Below are 15,823 nucleotides of genomic sequence, written 5' to 3'. Positions count from 1 at the left end.
AGGGTGAGCGCATGATTTCGGGCAGCATCGTCGCCCTCGTGACACCGATGGACGCATCGGGTGCCATCGATTGGGCTGCGCTCGAGCGGTTGGTCGAGTTGCAGGTAAGCGCCGGCACCGCGGCGATCGCGGCGGTGGGCACCACCGGCGAAAGCGCGACGCTCGACGTCGACGAGCACCTCGAAGTCATCCGGCGCACGATGGCCATGGCGGCCGGGCGCATCGCGGTGATTGCAGGTACCGGCGCCAATTCGACGCGCGAAGCAATGGAACTGACGCAGATGGCGAGCGGGCTTGGTGTTGCCGCCTGCCTGCTGGTCACTCCGTACTACAACAAGCCGACCCAGGAAGGCCTGTACCGCCATTTCCGGACGGTCGCCGAGGCAGTCGATATTCCGCAGATCCTCTACAACGTACCCGGGCGTACCGCGTGCGATATGACGAACGACACGGTGCTGCGGCTTGCCGCAGTGCCGGGTATCGTCGGCATCAAGGACGCGACCGGCAACCTCGAGCGTGGCCGCGAGCTCATAGCAGGCTGTCCGCAGGGGTTCGCGGTGTATTCGGGCGACGACGCGACCGCGGCTGAACTGATGCTGCTGGGCGCACGCGGCAATATATCGGTTACCGCCAACGTGGATCCGCAACGGATGGCTGCGCTATGTCGTGCGGCGCTGCAAGGCGACACCGCGAGTGCGCGTGCGCTCGATGCAGATCTGGCCGAACTGAACCGGGTGCTGTTCCTCGAAGCGAATCCGATACCGGTGAAGTGGGCGTTGCAGCAGATGGGGTTGATCGGTTCCGGCATCCGGCTGCCGCTGACGCCGTTATCAGAAATTTACCACCAGCGCGTGCGCAAGGCGCTGACGGATCTCGGGCTGCTTGGCCCGGATCAAGGCTGACTGGAGAGAGTCGATGCGACCGTTGACCGGGCTGCTGCTGTCGTTGCTTACCGTCGTGCTGGCCGGTTGCGGCTGGCTGGGCGTGGGCGGTGAGGAGGGTTATTTTCGTGACCGCGCCAACGATTACCGCAAGGCGCGTTCGATTCCGCCGATGAAGGCGCCCGAAGGCACGCGGACGGACGCAGTGTCGCCGCTGTACGCGATACCGACCGAGAGCGCCGACGCGCTGCTCGACCAGGATTTCGAGGTGCCGCGCCCGCAGCCGCTCAGGGGCGACGCCGGCGAGAAGGTCGTACGTATCCAGAAGCTCGGCAACGAGCAGTGGATTCTGCTCGACGAGACGCCCGCCGAGGCGTGGCCGAAGATCCGCTCCTTCCTGGTTTCGAACCAGATCGGCATCGAACACGAAGACGCATCGAAGGGCCAGATGGAAACGTCGTGGCTCTCGTTTCGCAGCGACAGCGATCGGCGCGAGAAATACCGGTTCCGCGTCGAACAGGGCGTGCAGCGCGCCAGCAGCGAAATCTACGTGTTGCAGACGGGCTACCGACAGGACAAGGCACAGGATGCGCCGCCCGCCGAGTGGCCGGCCGCATCTGCCGACCCCGAGCGCGAAACGTGGATGCTGAAGGAGCTCGCGAACTACCTCGCCAGCACCGGTGACGAGTCCACGGTGAGCCTGCTCGCACAGGGCATCAGCACGGTGAACAAGGTCTACCTCGTGCGTGATGCGAGCGGCCAGCCGGTCATCGATTTGCGGCTCGGTTTCGACCGTGCGTGGGCATCGCTCGGCCGTTCGCTCGAGCACGCCGAGCTGGTCGTGAAGGATCTCGATCGCAGCGCCGGCCTGTATTACGTGGTGTATGAACCCGGCCACAAGCAGGACGAGAAGTCGACGACGGGTCCGGGTGCTGAGGAAACGCCGAAGCCGAAGAAGGGGTTCTTCTCGCGTCTCTGGCCATGGGGCAGCGACGACGAGGCGAATCCGCTCGTCGGCCGACACTACCGCGTCGAGATGCGCACGGCCGACAAGGGCGTGCTGATCGGTGTGCGGCGCGACGATGGCAGCGCGTTCGAGGAAGGCGAGGCCGAGTTCGTGCTCGGGCTGATCAAGGCGCACCTGTCCTGAGATAGCGGCAGGCACGCAGCCAGGTGATCGAGTTCTGCTCGCTCGGCAGCGGCAGCCGCAGCAACGCGCTGCTCGCGCGCAGCCACACCAGTTGCGTTCTGATCGACTGCGGGTTCGGACCGCGCGAACTCGACCGCCGCCTGGCCCAGCGAAGCATGCACCCGCGCGACATCGACGGCATCCTCGTCACGCACGAGCACAGCGATCACGTGGGCGGTGTGGCGGCGGTGGCGCGCCGCCACGGCATCCCGGTGTTCGCGACGGTGGGCACCGCGAAGGCGGCCCGCTTTGACGGACTGCGGGTGGAAGTGCTGCTCGCCGAGCGCGAGGTGCGCGTGGGCGATATCGACGTGTTGCCGGTTACCGTGCCGCACGATGCGCGCGAACCCTGCCAGTTCGTGCTGAGTCACCGTTCCCGCCGGCTCGGCGTGCTCACCGATCTGGGTACGGTCACCCCATCGGTGCGTGCCAGCTATGCATGCTGCGACGCGCTGGTGCTCGAGGCGAACCACGATCCCGACATGCTTGCAAACGGCCCGTACCCGTGGCCGCTGAAGCAGCGTGTCGGCGGCGCTTACGGTCACCTCAGCAACTCGCAGGCTGCCGTACTGCTCGCAAGCGTGGAACGCAGCGCATTGCAGCACGTGGTAGCTGCCCACCTGAGCGAGCAGAACAACGCACCGGCGCTTGCGCGTTCAGCGCTCGAAGGCGTGCTGAACGGCAGCGCAGCGCAACTGCACCTCGCCGACCAGGAATCCGGTTGCGAGTGGTTGCGGATTGCGTGAACGCGGCGCGGGTAGTGCATGGGCTGACGGCGGACCTCAGGGTGGGGAAACAGGCCGGGAAAATAGCACTTGCCCGAAAGTTCTCTGCTGCTACACTACGCGCCGCTTCAACGCGGACGCCTATCCGGAGAGGTGCGAGAGCGGTTGAATCGGCTTGACTCGAAATCAAGAGTAGGGGCAACCCTACCGTGGGTTCGAATCCCACCCTCTCCGCCATTTCACTGTTTTCGCGGTATCCCAGGTCGACGATCAACCCGCGCTGATGCGTCACTGCAAGACTGGCCTTCACGCCGAATTTGTACGGGTGCGTACATTCCCCTTCGAGATGCACTCGACCTCTGACGCATGCAGCGCGTAGAGCTTGTTCTTGTCCTTCGTCTGTTGGGTGCGGATACGTTCGTCCCGCGCCATCACGACCTGCAGTCGATGCAGGCTCAGCAGTGATGCGGCCGTGGCCGAAGCGAGCTTGCGCTGCACCTCGCGCAGCACGATGCCGAGGATCGTACGTTAGCGCTCGATGACGCGACGCAGCCGCCGGCGCAGCGCTGATACCATAGCTGCTCACAACCAATCGTCGCCGTGCGATCAGGCTATACAGGCGGGGTAGGGGCATGCTGTTGAAGCAATCTTCTTCATCGTTGATGCGCTCGGCGCCCACGGATTTCACACGCGGTACGAGCATTGCGTCACTGGCGGCTTCGTTGGCAGCGCGTTTTGCTGCGCCAGCGTCGGGTACCGGCCGGCCACAGACGCCATCCGGCGTTGCGGCTGATTTTCCGCTCCTGGCCGACGAGACTTTTGCCGTTGCGCTGGAATCTGCGCAGCAGGCCGTATTCGTACTCATGGATGGCCTGGGCGAGCAGCTGCTTGCCATGCACGCACCGGGCGGTGTTCTGTCGCATTTCAGGTGGCGTTCCCTCGATTCGGTGTTTCCGTCGAGTACGGCGCCAGCCCTGTCGAGCCTGTCGGCTGCGGCGCCACCGGCAATGCACGGCAATCCAGCCTGGCTGATGTGGGCCGAGCGATTGGGTGAGATCATCCAGACCCTGCCCATGGATGTTCCCGGCGATCCGACGCGTAGCGTGGAGGCACAGGATGTCTGGGAATGGGTGCCCTGGATGGTTCGATCCGCAGCGCCGGCATTTTCCGTGCTGCCGATCCAGATAGCCGATACCGTTTTTTCACGACATGCATACGCTGGCTCGACCATCATCGGTTACCACAGTCTCGACGAAGTCTGCGACCAGGTCGAAGCGCTGCTGGACGAGGCGAACGGTCCGGCCAGCGTCTTCGTCTATCTGCCGCATTTCGATACCGTGAGCCACCTGGCCGGTTGTGCGAGCGAGAAGGCTCGTGCGATGGTGCATCGGCTCGATGCCTGGTTCGGGCAGCTCGTCGAGCGGGTACGTCAGCGCGATGTACTGGTGTTTGCGACGGCAGATCATGGATTCATCGACATCGCAGCAGCAGATCAACTGCGACTCAATGACCATCCGGCACTGGCAGCATGCCTGGAGCGCCCGTTGAGCGGTGAACCGCGCGTTCCGTTCTGCCACGTACGTGAAGCGGCGAGAGAGGGCTTTGCCGGGACGGTTGCCGCCGAGCTGGGTGATACCTTTACCGTGCATACAGCGCGGGGATTGCTCGAGGCGGGCTGGTTCGGGAGGGGTGATGCGCTGAGCGGCAGGCTGGGTACCCATATTCTTGTGCCGCGGAAACCCGTTACCCTTGTCGAAGTCGTCGGTGACGGTACATCGATGCACTTCGTTGGCATGCACGGCGGGCCCAGCGAGGCAGAAATGCGTGTGCCGTTGATCGCCGCCTGGCGTGGAAACCGGCTGAAGTGATTGTGAATGGTGCAAAGCAAACGCTTCGCAACCCGAGGTGACGCAGGTCGGGTTTCAACGATGTGGATCGGGTTTCAACTCGACAGATGTCGATGCGAATTCCCCAGTCGGCATGAATGCCGACCCACGAACATCCGTCGGCATGAATGCCGACCTACGCTCCGATGGCTCGAAAGAGGTGAGGGATACGATGAAGATGGCTAACAAGAAACTTGTTTCGATCATTTGCACCTTGGGCATCGTGTGCGTCGCGCTGCAGGGTTGCGTGCACCAGCGGTCCGAACCGGTGCCTTTGACGGATATGGCAAAAATCGGCGAGCTGTTTCCTGGTTTTCCGAAGGGCTATCTGGCGCACGACGCGTTGCCGGACAGCCTGGCAATACTCCCACCACCACCCGCCACGGACAGTGCAGCCGGGAAGGCTGACGAAGCGGCGTACATTGCCACGCGAGCGCTTGCGGACGGGCCGCGCGGGGGGGTGGCAACCCGCGACGCCGATCTGAGGTTTCCGAGGTCATTGAATGCATTCGCGTGCGCGACAGGCTTCGAGGTCGATCCGAATCGTTCGCCACAGTTGGCCACGCTGTTGCGGCGCAGCTTCAGTGACGCGGCAGTGGCTACTTCCAGGGCCAAGAATCACTACCAGCGGACGCGCCCTTTTGTCGCTCACGACGCGCACACCTGCTTCCCCCAGGACGAGGCGATGCTGAAAAAGGACGGCTCGTACCCATCGGGTCATTCCGCCATTGGCTGGGTCTGGGCGCTGATCCTGAGCGAGCTGGTGCCGGATCGAACCACCGCGATCCAGGAGCGCGGTTTTGCGTTTGCGCGCAGCCGGGTGATCTGTGGTGCCCACTGGGCGAGTGATACCGTGCAGGGAATGCTGGTGGGCAGTGCGACCTACGCCCGACTGCAGGCCGATCCGACTTTTCTGGCGCAACTGCAGGCTGCAAAGGCCGAGGTGGGCGAATTGCGCGGTCAGCCGCAGCCAGTCACGCGTGACTGTGCAGCCGAAGCCGAGGCACTGCGTCTTGATGACCGAGCCGCACCGTGATCATTGCAGTCGTAGGTCGGGTTTCAACCCGACAGGTGCCGATGCGAATCCCCAGTCGGCATGAATGCCGACCCACGAATCGTTGTAGGTCGGGCTTCAGCCCGACTGGTGCCGATGCAAACCTCCTGTCGGCATGAATGCCGACCTACGAATCGTTGTAGGTCGGGCTTCAGCCCGACTGGTGTCGATGCAAATCTCCTGTCGGCATGAATGCCGACCCACGAATCGTTGTAGGTCGGGTTTCAACCCGACAGGTGCCGACGCAAATCTCCTGTCGGCATGAATGCCGACCTACGAATCGTCGTAGGTCGGGTTTCAACCCGACAGGTGCCGATGCGAATCCCCAGTCGGCATGAATGCCGACCCACGAATATCAATCGGCATGAATGCCGACCTACGTGTGGGTTTGCCCTTGCAACCCACCGCGCAAGGCCTGACGCTCGTGGTCGAGCAGCCATTGCTTGCGCTGCAGTCCGCCACCGTAGCCCGTGAGCGAACCATCGCTGCCGATGACGCGGTGACAGGGCACCACGATGCCGATGAGGTTCGCACCGTTGGCCATGCCCACGGCGCGAACGGCCTTCGGTTGGCCGATACGCGCGGCAAGTTCGCGATAGCTCCACGTTTGCCCCGCTGGTATGTCGCGCAGCGCCGTCCAGACCTTGCGCTGGAACTCGGTGCCTCCCATGGCTACCGCCAAGGCGTCGATGGCCGTGATGTCGCCGTCGAAATAGGCCTGCACGGCAAGCAGTGGCGCTGATCGTCCGGTGGGCTCGCGCAACTCCACCTCATGCCTGTAATGGCGCTGCAGCAAGGCCTGCATGCGTGATTCGTGGTCGAGCCATTCCAGAGCACGCAGGTGATGCTGGTCGTCGGTCACCAGCAGCATCGGACCAATCGGGCTGGCCAGGTGTTCCAGCGTGAAGATCAATGCGTTCATGTCCGCTTGCCTCGCGATGTCGTTCACGGTTGCTAGCATGTTAGCGCTTTGATTCTTTCGCTCAATGCGCTTGGTCGACATGTAAGGCCGTGCGAGGCGTGGCAAACTGGTGCCGTCACTGCGACAATCCGGACGGCATCGACTCGGGTATTGGCGGCACTAGCAGGAGGTACACCATGGCGACTTCACATCCCTTTGCTTCGAAGATCCGGAACTTCTCGACTGCAGGCAGGACGGGTCGGCTTTTTTCGCTGCCGGCGCTGGCCGAGGAGTTCCCGGGTGTCGCGCGGCTGCCGGTCTCGATCCGCATCGTGCTCGAATCGGTGCTGAGGCACTGCGATGGCAGGAAGATCACGCGCGAGCACGTCGAGCAGCTCGCGCGCTGGCAGCCCAATGCCGTGCGCACCGAAGAGATTCCGTTCACGGTTGCGCGCGTGCTGCTGCAGGACTTCACCGGCGTGCCGCTGCTGGCCGATCTGGCAGCGATGCGCTCGGCGGCGCAGCGCCTCGGCAAGGATCCGAAGCGAGTGGAGCCGCTGGTGCCGGTCGACCTGGTCGTCGATCACTCGATCACCGTCGACTACTACGGCAACGCGAGTGCGCTGGCGAAGAACATGGAGCTCGAGTTCCAGCGCAACCGCGAACGTTACGAATTCATGAAGTGGGGCATGCAGGCCTTCGACACCTTCCGGGTGGTGCCACCGGGCTTTGGCATCTGTCACCAGGTCAACCTCGAGTACCTGACCAAGGGCATCCACAGGACGGCAGACGGCCTGTATTACCCGGACACGCTGGTAGGCACCGACAGCCACACCACGATGATCAACGGGGTGGGTGTGGCGGGCTGGGGCGTGGGCGGTATCGAGGCCGAGGCGGCGATGCTCGGCCAGCCGATGTATCTGCTGACGCCGGACGTGGTCGGCTTCGAAATGAAGGGCAGGCTGCGCGAAGGCTGCACGGCCACGGACCTGGTGCTCACCGTCACCGAACTGCTGCGCAGGCACAAGGTGGTCGGCAAGTTCGTCGAGTATTTCGGCGAAGGCACGCGCTCGCTGAGCGTGCCGGACCGTGCAACCATCGGCAACATGTCGCCCGAGTACGGTGCGACCATGGGCCTGTTCCCGGTCGATGAACGCACGCTCGAATATCTGCGCGACACCGGCCGCACGCCCGAGGAGGTGGAGGCCGTCGAGGCATATTTCCGTGCACAGGGCCTGTTCGGCGTGCCCGCAGCCGGTGAGCTCGACTACTCGCAGGTGATCACGCTCGACTTGGCGACGGTCACACCCAGCCTCGCGGGCCCACGCCGCCCGCAGGACCGCATCGATCTCGATCACGCTGCGGCGCAGTTCCGGCGCCTTTATTCGATGCCGATGGAGCAGAGCGGTTTTTCACGTCCGGCCGATACGCTCGAGCGGCGCGTCACGGTGGTACCAGATGGAGGCCCGAGTGCGGACGAGGCGGGCCCCACGCCCGACGGTGCGCCGCGGTCGGTGTCCGAGATGGTTGCGAACAAGCCGCTGCTGCCCACCACGCACTCGGAGGCTGCCGATCACCCGCACCATGTGCCGCTCAGCTATGAACTCGGAAACGGCGATGTGCTGATTGCCGCGATCACGAGTTGCACCAACACCAGCAATCCCAGCGTGATGCTGGCTGCGGGCCTGTTGGCCAAAAAGGCGGTCGAGGCGGGTCTGACGGTGGCGCCGCACGTGAAGACCTCGCTCGCGCCGGGTTCGCGCATCGTCAGCGACTATCTCGCAGAGACCGGTCTGCTGCCGTACCTGGCGAAACTGGGTTTCGATCTGGTGGGGTACGGCTGCACCACCTGCATCGGCAACTCGGGCGATCTGGCACCGGAGATCAACGCGGCGATCAGCGACAACGACCTCGTGTGTGCCGCCGTGCTCTCGGGCAACCGCAACTTCGAGGCGCGCATCCATCCCAACGTCAAGGCCAACTTCCTGATGAGCCCGCCGCTGGTCGTTGCGTACGCGATTGCCGGCAATGTCATGGTCGATCTGATGACGCAGCCACTCGGCACGGATGCGAGCGGCAACGCGGTGTTCCTGCGCGACATCTGGCCGAACAGCCACGAGGTGGATGCCTTGCTGAAGTACGCGCGCAACGGTGAACATTTCCGTGCCAACTACGCGCGGATCGCCAGCGAGCCGGGCGCGTTGTGGGAAGCGATCCATGGCGTCAGCGGGCAGGTCTACGACTGGCCGACCAGCACCTACATCGCCGAGCCGCCGTTCTTCGAACACTTCAGCATGCAGGCGGCAGGCGGTCATGCGGGCGAGCGCTATTCGGTGCACGGCGCGCGCATCATGGCGCTGTTCGGCGATTCGGTGACCACCGACCACATTTCACCGGCTGGCAGCATCAAGGAGAAGTCGCCGGCCGGACGCTGGCTGATCGGCCACGGGGTGGGCAAGCCCGACTTCAACAGCTACGGCTCGCGGCGCGGCAATCACGAGGTGATGATGCGCGGCACCTTTGCCAACGTGCGCATCAAGAACCTGATGATCCCGCCGAAGGCCGACGCCAGCCGGGAGGAGGGTGGCTTCACGCAGGTGCAACCCTCGGGCGAGAAGAAGGACATCTTCGATGCCGCGATGCACTACACGAACGCCGGCGTGCCGACCGTGGTCTTCGCCGGCGAGGAATACGGCACCGGTTCCAGCCGCGACTGGGCAGCCAAGGGCACGCAACTGCTGGGAATCAAGGCCGTGGTGGCGAAGAGCTTCGAGCGCATCCACCGCTCCAACCTGGTCGGCATGGGTGTGCTGCCGCTGCAGTTCAAGTCCGGAGACTCGTGGGAAGGCCTCGGCCTCGAGGGCAACGAGCTGATCGACATCGCGCTGGCGCAGGATCTGACGCCGCAGGGCGATGCGGAGCTGACGATCACGCGTGCCGACGGCAGCAGACAGTCGCTGAAGCTGACGCTGCGCATCGATACGCCGATCGAGGTCGACTACTTCCGTGCCGGCGGCATCCTGCCCTACGTGCTGCAGCAGTTGCTGGCCTGATGCATTGCCAGGCGCCGGGCGCACTCGCGTCAGGCGTGGGGGGTGCGGGCCTGCGCCGCGCGATCCCCGATGCCGGCAGCGGGGCTGTTCGCGGCGCGCAGTCGATCGCCGACGGGGGCACTGCGGTTCGACGACTTCCGGGGGCTGCTCAGTCGCGCGTCAGTGCTTCGGCCCAGCAGGTGTAGAGACGGTCGGCCACCGCATTCAGGGCTGCGACCTTGGCTGTCATGCCGGCCTGCATTCGCGTGGGCGATTGCACGGCCAGACTGTTCGCGGCGGCGATTTCGCCAGCACCATCCTGGCACCACTGGCGGATCATTGCCTCCGTCATCTCGACGTGGCACTGCATGCCGAAGACGTTGCCCAGCGCATAGGCCTGGTTGGCGCAGTGTTCGCTCTCCAGCAGGCGTGTGGCTCCAGGCGGGATGCTGAAGGTCTCGCCGTGCCAGTGGAAGGTCTCGAAGCAGTCCAGGTCGCCGAACCAGCGTTGCGATTCGGCGTTGTCCAGCACGCGCACCATGCCCCAGCCGATTTCCTTGACCGGGCATCTCGCAACGGTAGCGCCGAGCGCCCGGGCGATGAGCTGGCCGCCGAGACAGTGGCCGAGCACCGGTAGATCGGCGGTGACGGCCGTGCGGATCAAGGCACACGACGGTTCGATCCAGGGTAGCGGATCGTTCACGCTCATCGGTCCACCCATGAAAACCAGTCCGGAAAAGGCGTCGATCGATGCCGGCACGGCTTCGCCTTCATCGATGCGAACGAGTCGCCAGCGAATCGAGTGGCGGTCCAGGAACGTGGCCAGATAGCCTGGGCCTTCGCTGTGAAAATGACGGAAGATGGCGACTGGTTTCATGGTTGGGTCTGGCTGCGCGCTGGTGCTGCCGGTTGCGGACCGGTTCCGGAGAAGAAGGGTGCGGAGTGCTCTGTACCCGCGGGCTGCGGCGCTCGTCATTGCCTCGCAAGCATCAGGCGCAACTGGTCCGCCGTGCTTTCCGCGTAGTTCGCGATCATGCCGAGCGCGCGGAAGATGTTCATCCACAGCATGATGGAAAGTGGACCGATTTCCGGTTCGTGGCCGAACAGTTGTTGGGTTACGGCGGCCTGGTGGCGATCGGCTTCACGTTCGCGTTCGCGGACCTCGTTGATCAGCAGTATCACCTTTTCGACCTTCGAGCCGGTGAAGGACGCCTGCTGCAGTGAAAACAGCTCCTGCGCCGCGTTGAACCAGGCGTCGCCGGTATCGATCACGCTGCCGACGAGCGTGAGCACGCCCTGCTGCATGCCTTGCGGGGTCGGCGTATGGCGCATCGTGAGGAGCACACCCACATCCTCGGCCGAATCCGCGATGCGGTCCTGGATGCGCAGGAAACGCAGGACGTCGCTGCGATCAACCGGCAGGAACACGGATTTGGGCAGGTTGTCCCGGATGTCGTTCTTGATCAGATCGGCCTGGTGTTCGAGTTCGCCGATCCGTTCGCTGACTTCTGCGGTCCTGTCCCAATCCCCGGCTGTGAACGCCTCGACCAGCGGCCGGATCAGGGTCACGGCGTCGTGGACCTGCTCGGTATGCCGCGCCAGCGGCCCGAACGGGGATTTGCGAAGTAGTTCGAGAATGGAGTCCACGTCAGGCACCTCGGTTTGATTCGACGCGAGCATGCAAGGTAGCGGGAGCGGGCGGCGGCTGCAATCCGCTTTGTCACGCCGCATGCGACGGGGGCGGACGGTGGATCGTTTATGCTTTGGTGGCCAACTCCAGCCATGCAAGCGGTAGCGTCCATGTCCCGTCATCTTGCCTATTTCACCAGCATCGTGCTCACGCTCGCTGCGCTGGTGCTCACCATGCGCGATCCGCAATGGTGGTGGAGCGTGATCCTGCCGGTCGCGTTCATGTTGCTCGGTACGCTCGATGTGCTGCAGCGCAAGAGCACGCTGCGGCGCAATTACCCGATCCTTGCACACTTCCGCTACGGGCTGGAGACCATCGGACCCGAGATCCGCCAGTACTTCATCCAGGCCGATACCGAGCAGGCGCCCTTTTCACGCGAGCAGCGCGCGCTGATCTACCAGCGTGCCAAGCACACCAACGACGTGCGTCCGTTCGGCACGCTGCGCGATGTCTACGCCGAGGACTACGAGTGGATCAGCCATTCGCTGGCGCCCACCCGGATCGAGTCGGCCGATTTCCGCATCACCATCGGCGCCGGTGGTGCGCAGCCGTATTCGGCCAGCGTGTTCAATATCTCCGCGATGAGCTTCGGTGCGCTGTCGGCAGCGGCAATCCGCGCGCTCAACGCCGGCGCGAAACGTGGAGGCTTCTATCACGATACAGGCGAAGGTTCGATTTCTCCGTATCACCGCGAGCACGGTGGTGATCTGGTGTGGGAGATCGGTTCCGGCTATTTCGGTTGCCGCAACGAGGACGGCAGCTTCAGCGAGGAGCGTTTCGTGGCGCAGGCGCGCGATGCGCAGGTCAGGATGATCGAGCTGAAGCTGTCGCAGGGCGCCAAGCCCGGCCAGGGTGGGGTATTGCCGGCAGCGAAGCTGAGTGCGGAGATCGCAACCACGCGCGGAGTGCCGATGGGAGAGGACTGCGTATCACCGGCACGCCATACGGCGTTCTCCACACCGCTCGAGCTGCTCGCGTTCGTGGCGCGGCTGCGCGAACTGTCGGGAGGCAAGCCCACCGGCTTCAAGCTCGCGATCGGCCATCCGTGGGAATGGTTCGGCATCGCACGGGCGATGCACGAGAGCGGCATCCTGCCTGATTTCATCGTGGTCGACGGGGCCGAAGGAGGCACCGGTGCCGCGCCGGCGGAGTTCATCAACCACGTCGGACTGCCGATGCGAGAAGGCCTGATGCTGGTGCACAACACGCTGGTCGGCCTGGACTTGCGCGATCGCATCCGTATTGGTGCAGCCGGCAAGGTCAGTTGCGCGTTCGACATCGCGCGAACGCTCGCGCTAGGGGCCGACTGGTGCAACGCCGGGCGCGCCTTCATGTTTGCACTGGGGTGCATCCAGGCGCTGAGCTGCCACACCAACCGCTGCCCGACGGGAATCGCAACGCAGGATCCGCAGCGCTGGAAACATCTGGACGTTCCCGACAAGTCGACGCGTGTATACGCGTTCCACCGCAATACCATGGAGGCGTTGCGGGATCTGCTGAGCGCCGCGGGCCTGAACCATCCGGACGAACTCGGACCGGAGCATATCCTGCGGCGCGTATCGACGCGCAAGGTACAGTCGCTGGGAGCGCTCTACCGTTACCTGCAGCCGGGTGACCTGCTGCAAGCGCGGGTTTCCGAACACGCCGTGTTCCGTGCGTTCTGGAACACATCGCGCAGCGATACCTTCGCGCCGCCCGCGCAGGTAGTCAGCCGTCGGCGCAGCAAGTTGATGTGATGCACCTGCCGGGAGGTGGCCGATCGTGAGCAGGGGAGACTCGCAGCCGGGTGTTCAAGGAATCGACGAGTCCGGCAGCCGCCTGCTGGACAATCTTTCCACGGCAGTCGTGCTGCTGGACGAGCAGTTGTGCGTACGCTACGCCAACCCGGCCACCGAGCAGTTGCTCGCTACCAGCGTCTCGCATCTGCTCGGACAGTCGCTCGCCCGGTTTTTCGACGATGCCGGCTGGAGCATCGAGGATTTGCGCAATGCCCTGCAGGAGCAGCGCCCGCATACCCGGCGTGAGGCGCGACTGCGTGTTCCCGGCAGCAGCCAGGCTGCCCTGGTGGACTATACGGTCACGCCGATGGGCGATGTCGATGGCCGCCCGCGGCAGCTTCTGATGGAGCTGCAGCCACTGGATCGCCTGCTGCGCATCAGCCGGGAGGACAGTCTGCTGGCTGCCAACCAGGCGACCCATGCGCTGGTGCGCGGCATGGCGCACGAGATCAAGAATCCGCTGGGCGGTATTCGTGGGGCAGCGCAACTGCTGGCACGGGCGCTCGACGACCCGGAACTGCGCGAATACACCGGGATCATCGTCAGCGAGGCCGATCGTCTGCGCAATCTGGTCGATCGCATGCTCGGTCCGCGCAAACCGCCCGATTGCAGATGGATCAACATCCATCAGGTGCTCGAACGCGTGCGTGTCGTCGTGCAGGCGGAGACCGGTGATGCGCTGTCAGTGCAACGGGACTACGACCCCAGCCTGCCCGAGTTGTGGGCCGACATGGATCAGTTGATACAGGTGATGCTCAATGTGCTGCGCAACGCCGCCCAGTCGTTGCTGGAAAATCCGGCCGTGCGCGAATCCCCTGTTCTGCACAGACCGCGCATCGTGATGCGTACACGGGTGCTGCGTCAGTTCACGATCGGAGGCTACAGGCACCGCCTGGTATGCCTGATCGAGGTAGAGGACAACGGTCCCGGCATCAGCGAGAGCTTGCGCAAGACGCTGTTCTACCCGATGGTCACCGGGCGATCGCGGGGCACCGGTCTTGGCCTGCCGATTGCACAATCGATCATGCAGCAGCACGGCGGCCTGATCGAATGCGACAGCGCGCCAGGCCATACCGTGTTCAGGATCCTGATTCCCTTTGAGCCGGTCCCCGGTGCAACCGAAGGAGTTTTCGTGCATGCCCCCTCGTGATCAGGTCTGGGTCATCGATGACGACAAGTCGATGCGCTGGGTGCTCGAAAAGGCGCTCTCGCAGGCGGACCTCGAGGTTGCGACCTTCGGCAGCGGTGATGCGGCGCTGCGCAGGCTTGCCGAGCAGCAACCGCAGGTGATTCTCAGCGACATCCGCATGCAGGGTGTGAGCGGGCTCGAGTTGCTGGCGCACATCCGGCAGGTTTGCCCGCAGGTGCCGGTGATCATCATGACCGCGCACTCCGACCTCGACAGTGCGGTGAAATCCTACGAGGGAGGCGCCTTCGAGTATCTGCCGAAGCCGTTCGACCTCGATGATGCGCTGACGCTGGTTCGCCGTGCACTGGCCCAGGCGCACCAGGGCTCTGCCACACCGCCGGCTCCGGCCGCATTTCAGGAGACCGGGATCATCGGCAAGGCGCCCGCGATGCAGGACGTGTTCCGTGCCATCGGGCGTCTGTCCCAGTCACACATCACGGTGCTGATCCATGGCGAGTCAGGTACCGGAAAGGAGCTGGTAGCGAGGGCATTGCACCGGCACAGTCCACGCGCCCAGCAACCTTTCATCGCGTTGAACATGGCAGCCATCCCACCCGACCTGATCGAATCCGAGTTGTTCGGGCACGAAAAAGGTGCATTCACGGGTGCAACCGTGCAGCGCCCCGGGCGCTTCGAGCAGGCCGGCGGGGGCACGTTGTTTCTGGACGAGATCGGCGACATGCCGCTGGAAGCCCAGACCCGGTTGCTGCGGGTGCTGGCCGATGGCAGCTTCTATCGGGTGGGTGGTCATTCGGTGGTGCAGGTCGATGTGCGCATCATTGCCGCCACGCACCAGAACCTGGAGAGTCTGGTGCGTCAGGGTCGCTTTCGTGAGGATCTGTTCCACCGCCTCAACGTGATTCGCATCCACCTGCCGAAGCTGAGCGAGCGGCGCGAGGACATCCCGCAACTCGCGGTCTTGTTCCTGCAGAGGACTGCTCGTGAGCTGAACGTCGAACCACGGGTGCTGCTGCCGGAAACCGAACAGTACATCGGCCAGCTCGATTGGCCGGGCAACGTGCGGGAACTGGAGAACGTCTGTCGTTGGCTCACGGTGATGGCGCCCAGTCGCGAGGTGCAGGTGAGCGATCTGCCGCGGGAACTGCTGGTCCCGAAGCTGGGTGCCGAAGGCGTTGCCGATTGGGAGGTCGCCCTGGCCCGCTGGGTCGGTCAGGCACTGGAACAGGGGGAGCGTGGCTTGCTCGAGCGAGCCCTGCCCGCGTTCGAGCGCGTCATGCTCGACGTGGCGCTGCGCCACACGGCAGGGCGGCGCCGGGACGCCGCAGAATTGCTGGGCTGGGGTCGCAATACCTTGACGCGCAAGATCAAGGAGCTCGGCATGGATCGCCACGTGGCCAGCGATGGCGATGGCGATGGGGACGAAGACTGAAGGCGCCGGTCACCGATCCCGACGCTGCCCAGCAATGGGGCATGAATGCACGCTTTGGGTGCACGCGTCGTGCGCCGGCGCGCCTCGCCTGCCACAAAGCCCCTTGAA

Annotated in this window: 13 protein-coding genes and 1 tRNA gene; 10 read left to right on the top strand and 4 right to left on the bottom strand. The window is 64.3% G+C overall.

The window, feature by feature from the left end; genetic code table 11:
- The first annotated feature begins 11 nt into the window (after nucleotides 1-11).
- From H7A12_08010 to H7A12_07995, 4 genes are all read left to right on the top strand, one after another.
- Nucleotides 12-902, top strand: coding sequence for a 4-hydroxy-tetrahydrodipicolinate synthase (locus H7A12_08010; protein MCP5320753.1), 891 nt, complete (start codon nucleotides 12-14; stop codon nucleotides 900-902).
- Nucleotides 903-915: 13 nt separating this feature from the next.
- The gene (bamC, locus tag H7A12_08005; protein ID MCP5320752.1) at nucleotides 916-2,031 is read left to right on the top strand and encodes an outer membrane protein assembly factor BamC; all 1,116 of its coding nucleotides are present in this window, start codon (nucleotides 916-918) and stop codon (nucleotides 2,029-2,031) included.
- A 26-nt stretch (nucleotides 2,032-2,057) separates the two neighbouring features.
- The gene (locus tag H7A12_08000; GenBank protein MCP5320751.1) at nucleotides 2,058-2,816 is read left to right on the top strand and encodes an MBL fold metallo-hydrolase; all 759 of its coding nucleotides are present in this window, start codon (nucleotides 2,058-2,060) and stop codon (nucleotides 2,814-2,816) included.
- 126 nt (nucleotides 2,817-2,942) lie between these two features.
- Nucleotides 2,943-3,032: transfer RNA gene (locus tag H7A12_07995), tRNA-Ser, on the top strand.
- A gap of 69 nt (nucleotides 3,033-3,101) precedes the next feature.
- Here H7A12_07995 and H7A12_07990 read toward each other — a convergent pair.
- A complete protein-coding gene (locus H7A12_07990; GenBank protein MCP5320750.1) occupies nucleotides 3,102-3,305 on the bottom strand; it encodes a hypothetical protein in 204 nt (67 codons plus the stop codon).
- A 122-nt stretch (nucleotides 3,306-3,427) separates the two neighbouring features.
- Between H7A12_07990 and H7A12_07985 the strand changes: the two genes are divergently transcribed.
- Both H7A12_07985 and H7A12_07980 read left to right on the top strand, forming a co-directional pair.
- On the top strand, nucleotides 3,428-4,663 hold the full coding sequence (locus H7A12_07985; GenBank protein MCP5320749.1) for an alkaline phosphatase family protein: 1,236 nt from the start codon (nucleotides 3,428-3,430) through the stop codon (nucleotides 4,661-4,663).
- Between the two features lie 301 nt (nucleotides 4,664-4,964).
- Nucleotides 4,965-5,717, top strand: coding sequence for a phosphatase PAP2 family protein (locus H7A12_07980; GenBank protein MCP5320748.1), 753 nt, complete (start codon nucleotides 4,965-4,967; stop codon nucleotides 5,715-5,717).
- Nucleotides 5,718-6,111: 394 nt separating this feature from the next.
- Here H7A12_07980 and H7A12_07975 read toward each other — a convergent pair whose 3' ends face one another.
- Nucleotides 6,112-6,606, bottom strand: coding sequence for a methylated-DNA--[protein]-cysteine S-methyltransferase (locus tag H7A12_07975; protein MCP5320747.1), 495 nt, complete (start codon nucleotides 6,604-6,606; stop codon nucleotides 6,112-6,114).
- A 227-nt stretch (nucleotides 6,607-6,833) separates the two neighbouring features.
- Between H7A12_07975 and H7A12_07970 the strand changes: the two genes are divergently transcribed.
- Nucleotides 6,834-9,689 carry an aconitate hydratase gene (locus H7A12_07970; GenBank protein ID MCP5320746.1) on the top strand — a complete coding sequence of 952 codons (2,856 nt, stop codon included), beginning with the start codon at nucleotides 6,834-6,836 and terminating at the stop codon, nucleotides 9,687-9,689.
- Nucleotides 9,690-9,837: 148 nt separating this feature from the next.
- Here the strand turns inward: H7A12_07970 and H7A12_07965 are convergent, their stop codons facing one another.
- Entirely contained in the window at nucleotides 9,838-10,545 is a 708-nt protein-coding gene (locus H7A12_07965) for a type 1 glutamine amidotransferase (GenBank protein ID MCP5320745.1), read from the bottom strand.
- 95 nt (nucleotides 10,546-10,640) lie between these two features.
- Nucleotides 10,641-11,456: a TIGR00153 family protein gene (locus H7A12_07960; protein MCP5320744.1), complete on the bottom strand. Its 816-nt coding sequence runs from the start codon at nucleotides 11,454-11,456 to the stop codon at nucleotides 10,641-10,643.
- A gap of 12 nt (nucleotides 11,457-11,468) precedes the next feature.
- Between H7A12_07960 and H7A12_07955 the strand changes: the two genes are divergently transcribed.
- The 3 genes from H7A12_07955 (at nucleotide 11,469) to ntrC (ending at nucleotide 15,715) form a co-directional block, all read left to right on the top strand.
- A complete protein-coding gene (locus H7A12_07955; protein MCP5320743.1) occupies nucleotides 11,469-13,094 on the top strand; it encodes an FMN-binding glutamate synthase family protein in 1,626 nt (541 codons plus the stop codon).
- Nucleotides 13,095-13,176: 82 nt separating this feature from the next.
- Complete coding sequence (gene glnL / locus H7A12_07950; GenBank protein MCP5320742.1) at nucleotides 13,177-14,286, top strand: nitrogen regulation protein NR(II); 1,110 nt, start codon at nucleotides 13,177-13,179, stop codon at nucleotides 14,284-14,286.
- Complete coding sequence (gene ntrC, locus H7A12_07945; protein MCP5320741.1) at nucleotides 14,273-15,715, top strand: nitrogen regulation protein NR(I); 1,443 nt, start codon at nucleotides 14,273-14,275, stop codon at nucleotides 15,713-15,715. The genes glnL and ntrC overlap by 14 nt, the downstream gene beginning before the upstream one ends.
- The last annotated feature ends 108 nt before the right edge of the window (nucleotides 15,716-15,823 follow it).

This window comes from Pseudomonadales bacterium, from assembly GCA_024234165.1.
In the GTDB taxonomy this organism is placed as follows: Bacteria; Pseudomonadota; Gammaproteobacteria; order Pseudomonadales; family UBA5518; genus UBA5518.
The sequence above is the reverse complement of the archived record's forward strand: the minus strand, read 5'-3'. Positions and strand labels throughout refer to the sequence as shown.

Excerpts from the sequence above, each read along its gene's own strand:
- H7A12_08010 (MCP5320753.1), top strand. The coding sequence starts at position 12 with ATGATTTCGGGCAGCATCGTCGCCCTCGTGACACCGATGGACGCATCG.
- bamC (MCP5320752.1), top strand. The coding sequence starts at position 916 with ATGCGACCGTTGACCGGGCTGCTGCTGTCGTTGCTTACCGTCGTGCTG.
- H7A12_07985 (MCP5320749.1), top strand. The coding sequence starts at position 3,428 with ATGCTGTTGAAGCAATCTTCTTCATCGTTGATGCGCTCGGCGCCCACG.
- H7A12_07980 (MCP5320748.1), top strand. The coding sequence starts at position 4,965 with ATGGCAAAAATCGGCGAGCTGTTTCCTGGTTTTCCGAAGGGCTATCTG.
- H7A12_07975 (MCP5320747.1), bottom strand. The coding sequence starts at position 6,606 with ATGCTGCTGGTGACCGACGACCAGCATCACCTGCGTGCTCTGGAATGG.
- H7A12_07970 (MCP5320746.1), top strand. The coding sequence starts at position 6,834 with ATGGCGACTTCACATCCCTTTGCTTCGAAGATCCGGAACTTCTCGACT.
- H7A12_07965 (MCP5320745.1), bottom strand. The coding sequence starts at position 10,545 with ATGAAACCAGTCGCCATCTTCCGTCATTTTCACAGCGAAGGCCCAGGC.
- H7A12_07955 (MCP5320743.1), top strand. The coding sequence starts at position 11,469 with ATGTCCCGTCATCTTGCCTATTTCACCAGCATCGTGCTCACGCTCGCT.
- ntrC (MCP5320741.1), top strand. The coding sequence starts at position 14,273 with ATGCCCCCTCGTGATCAGGTCTGGGTCATCGATGACGACAAGTCGATG.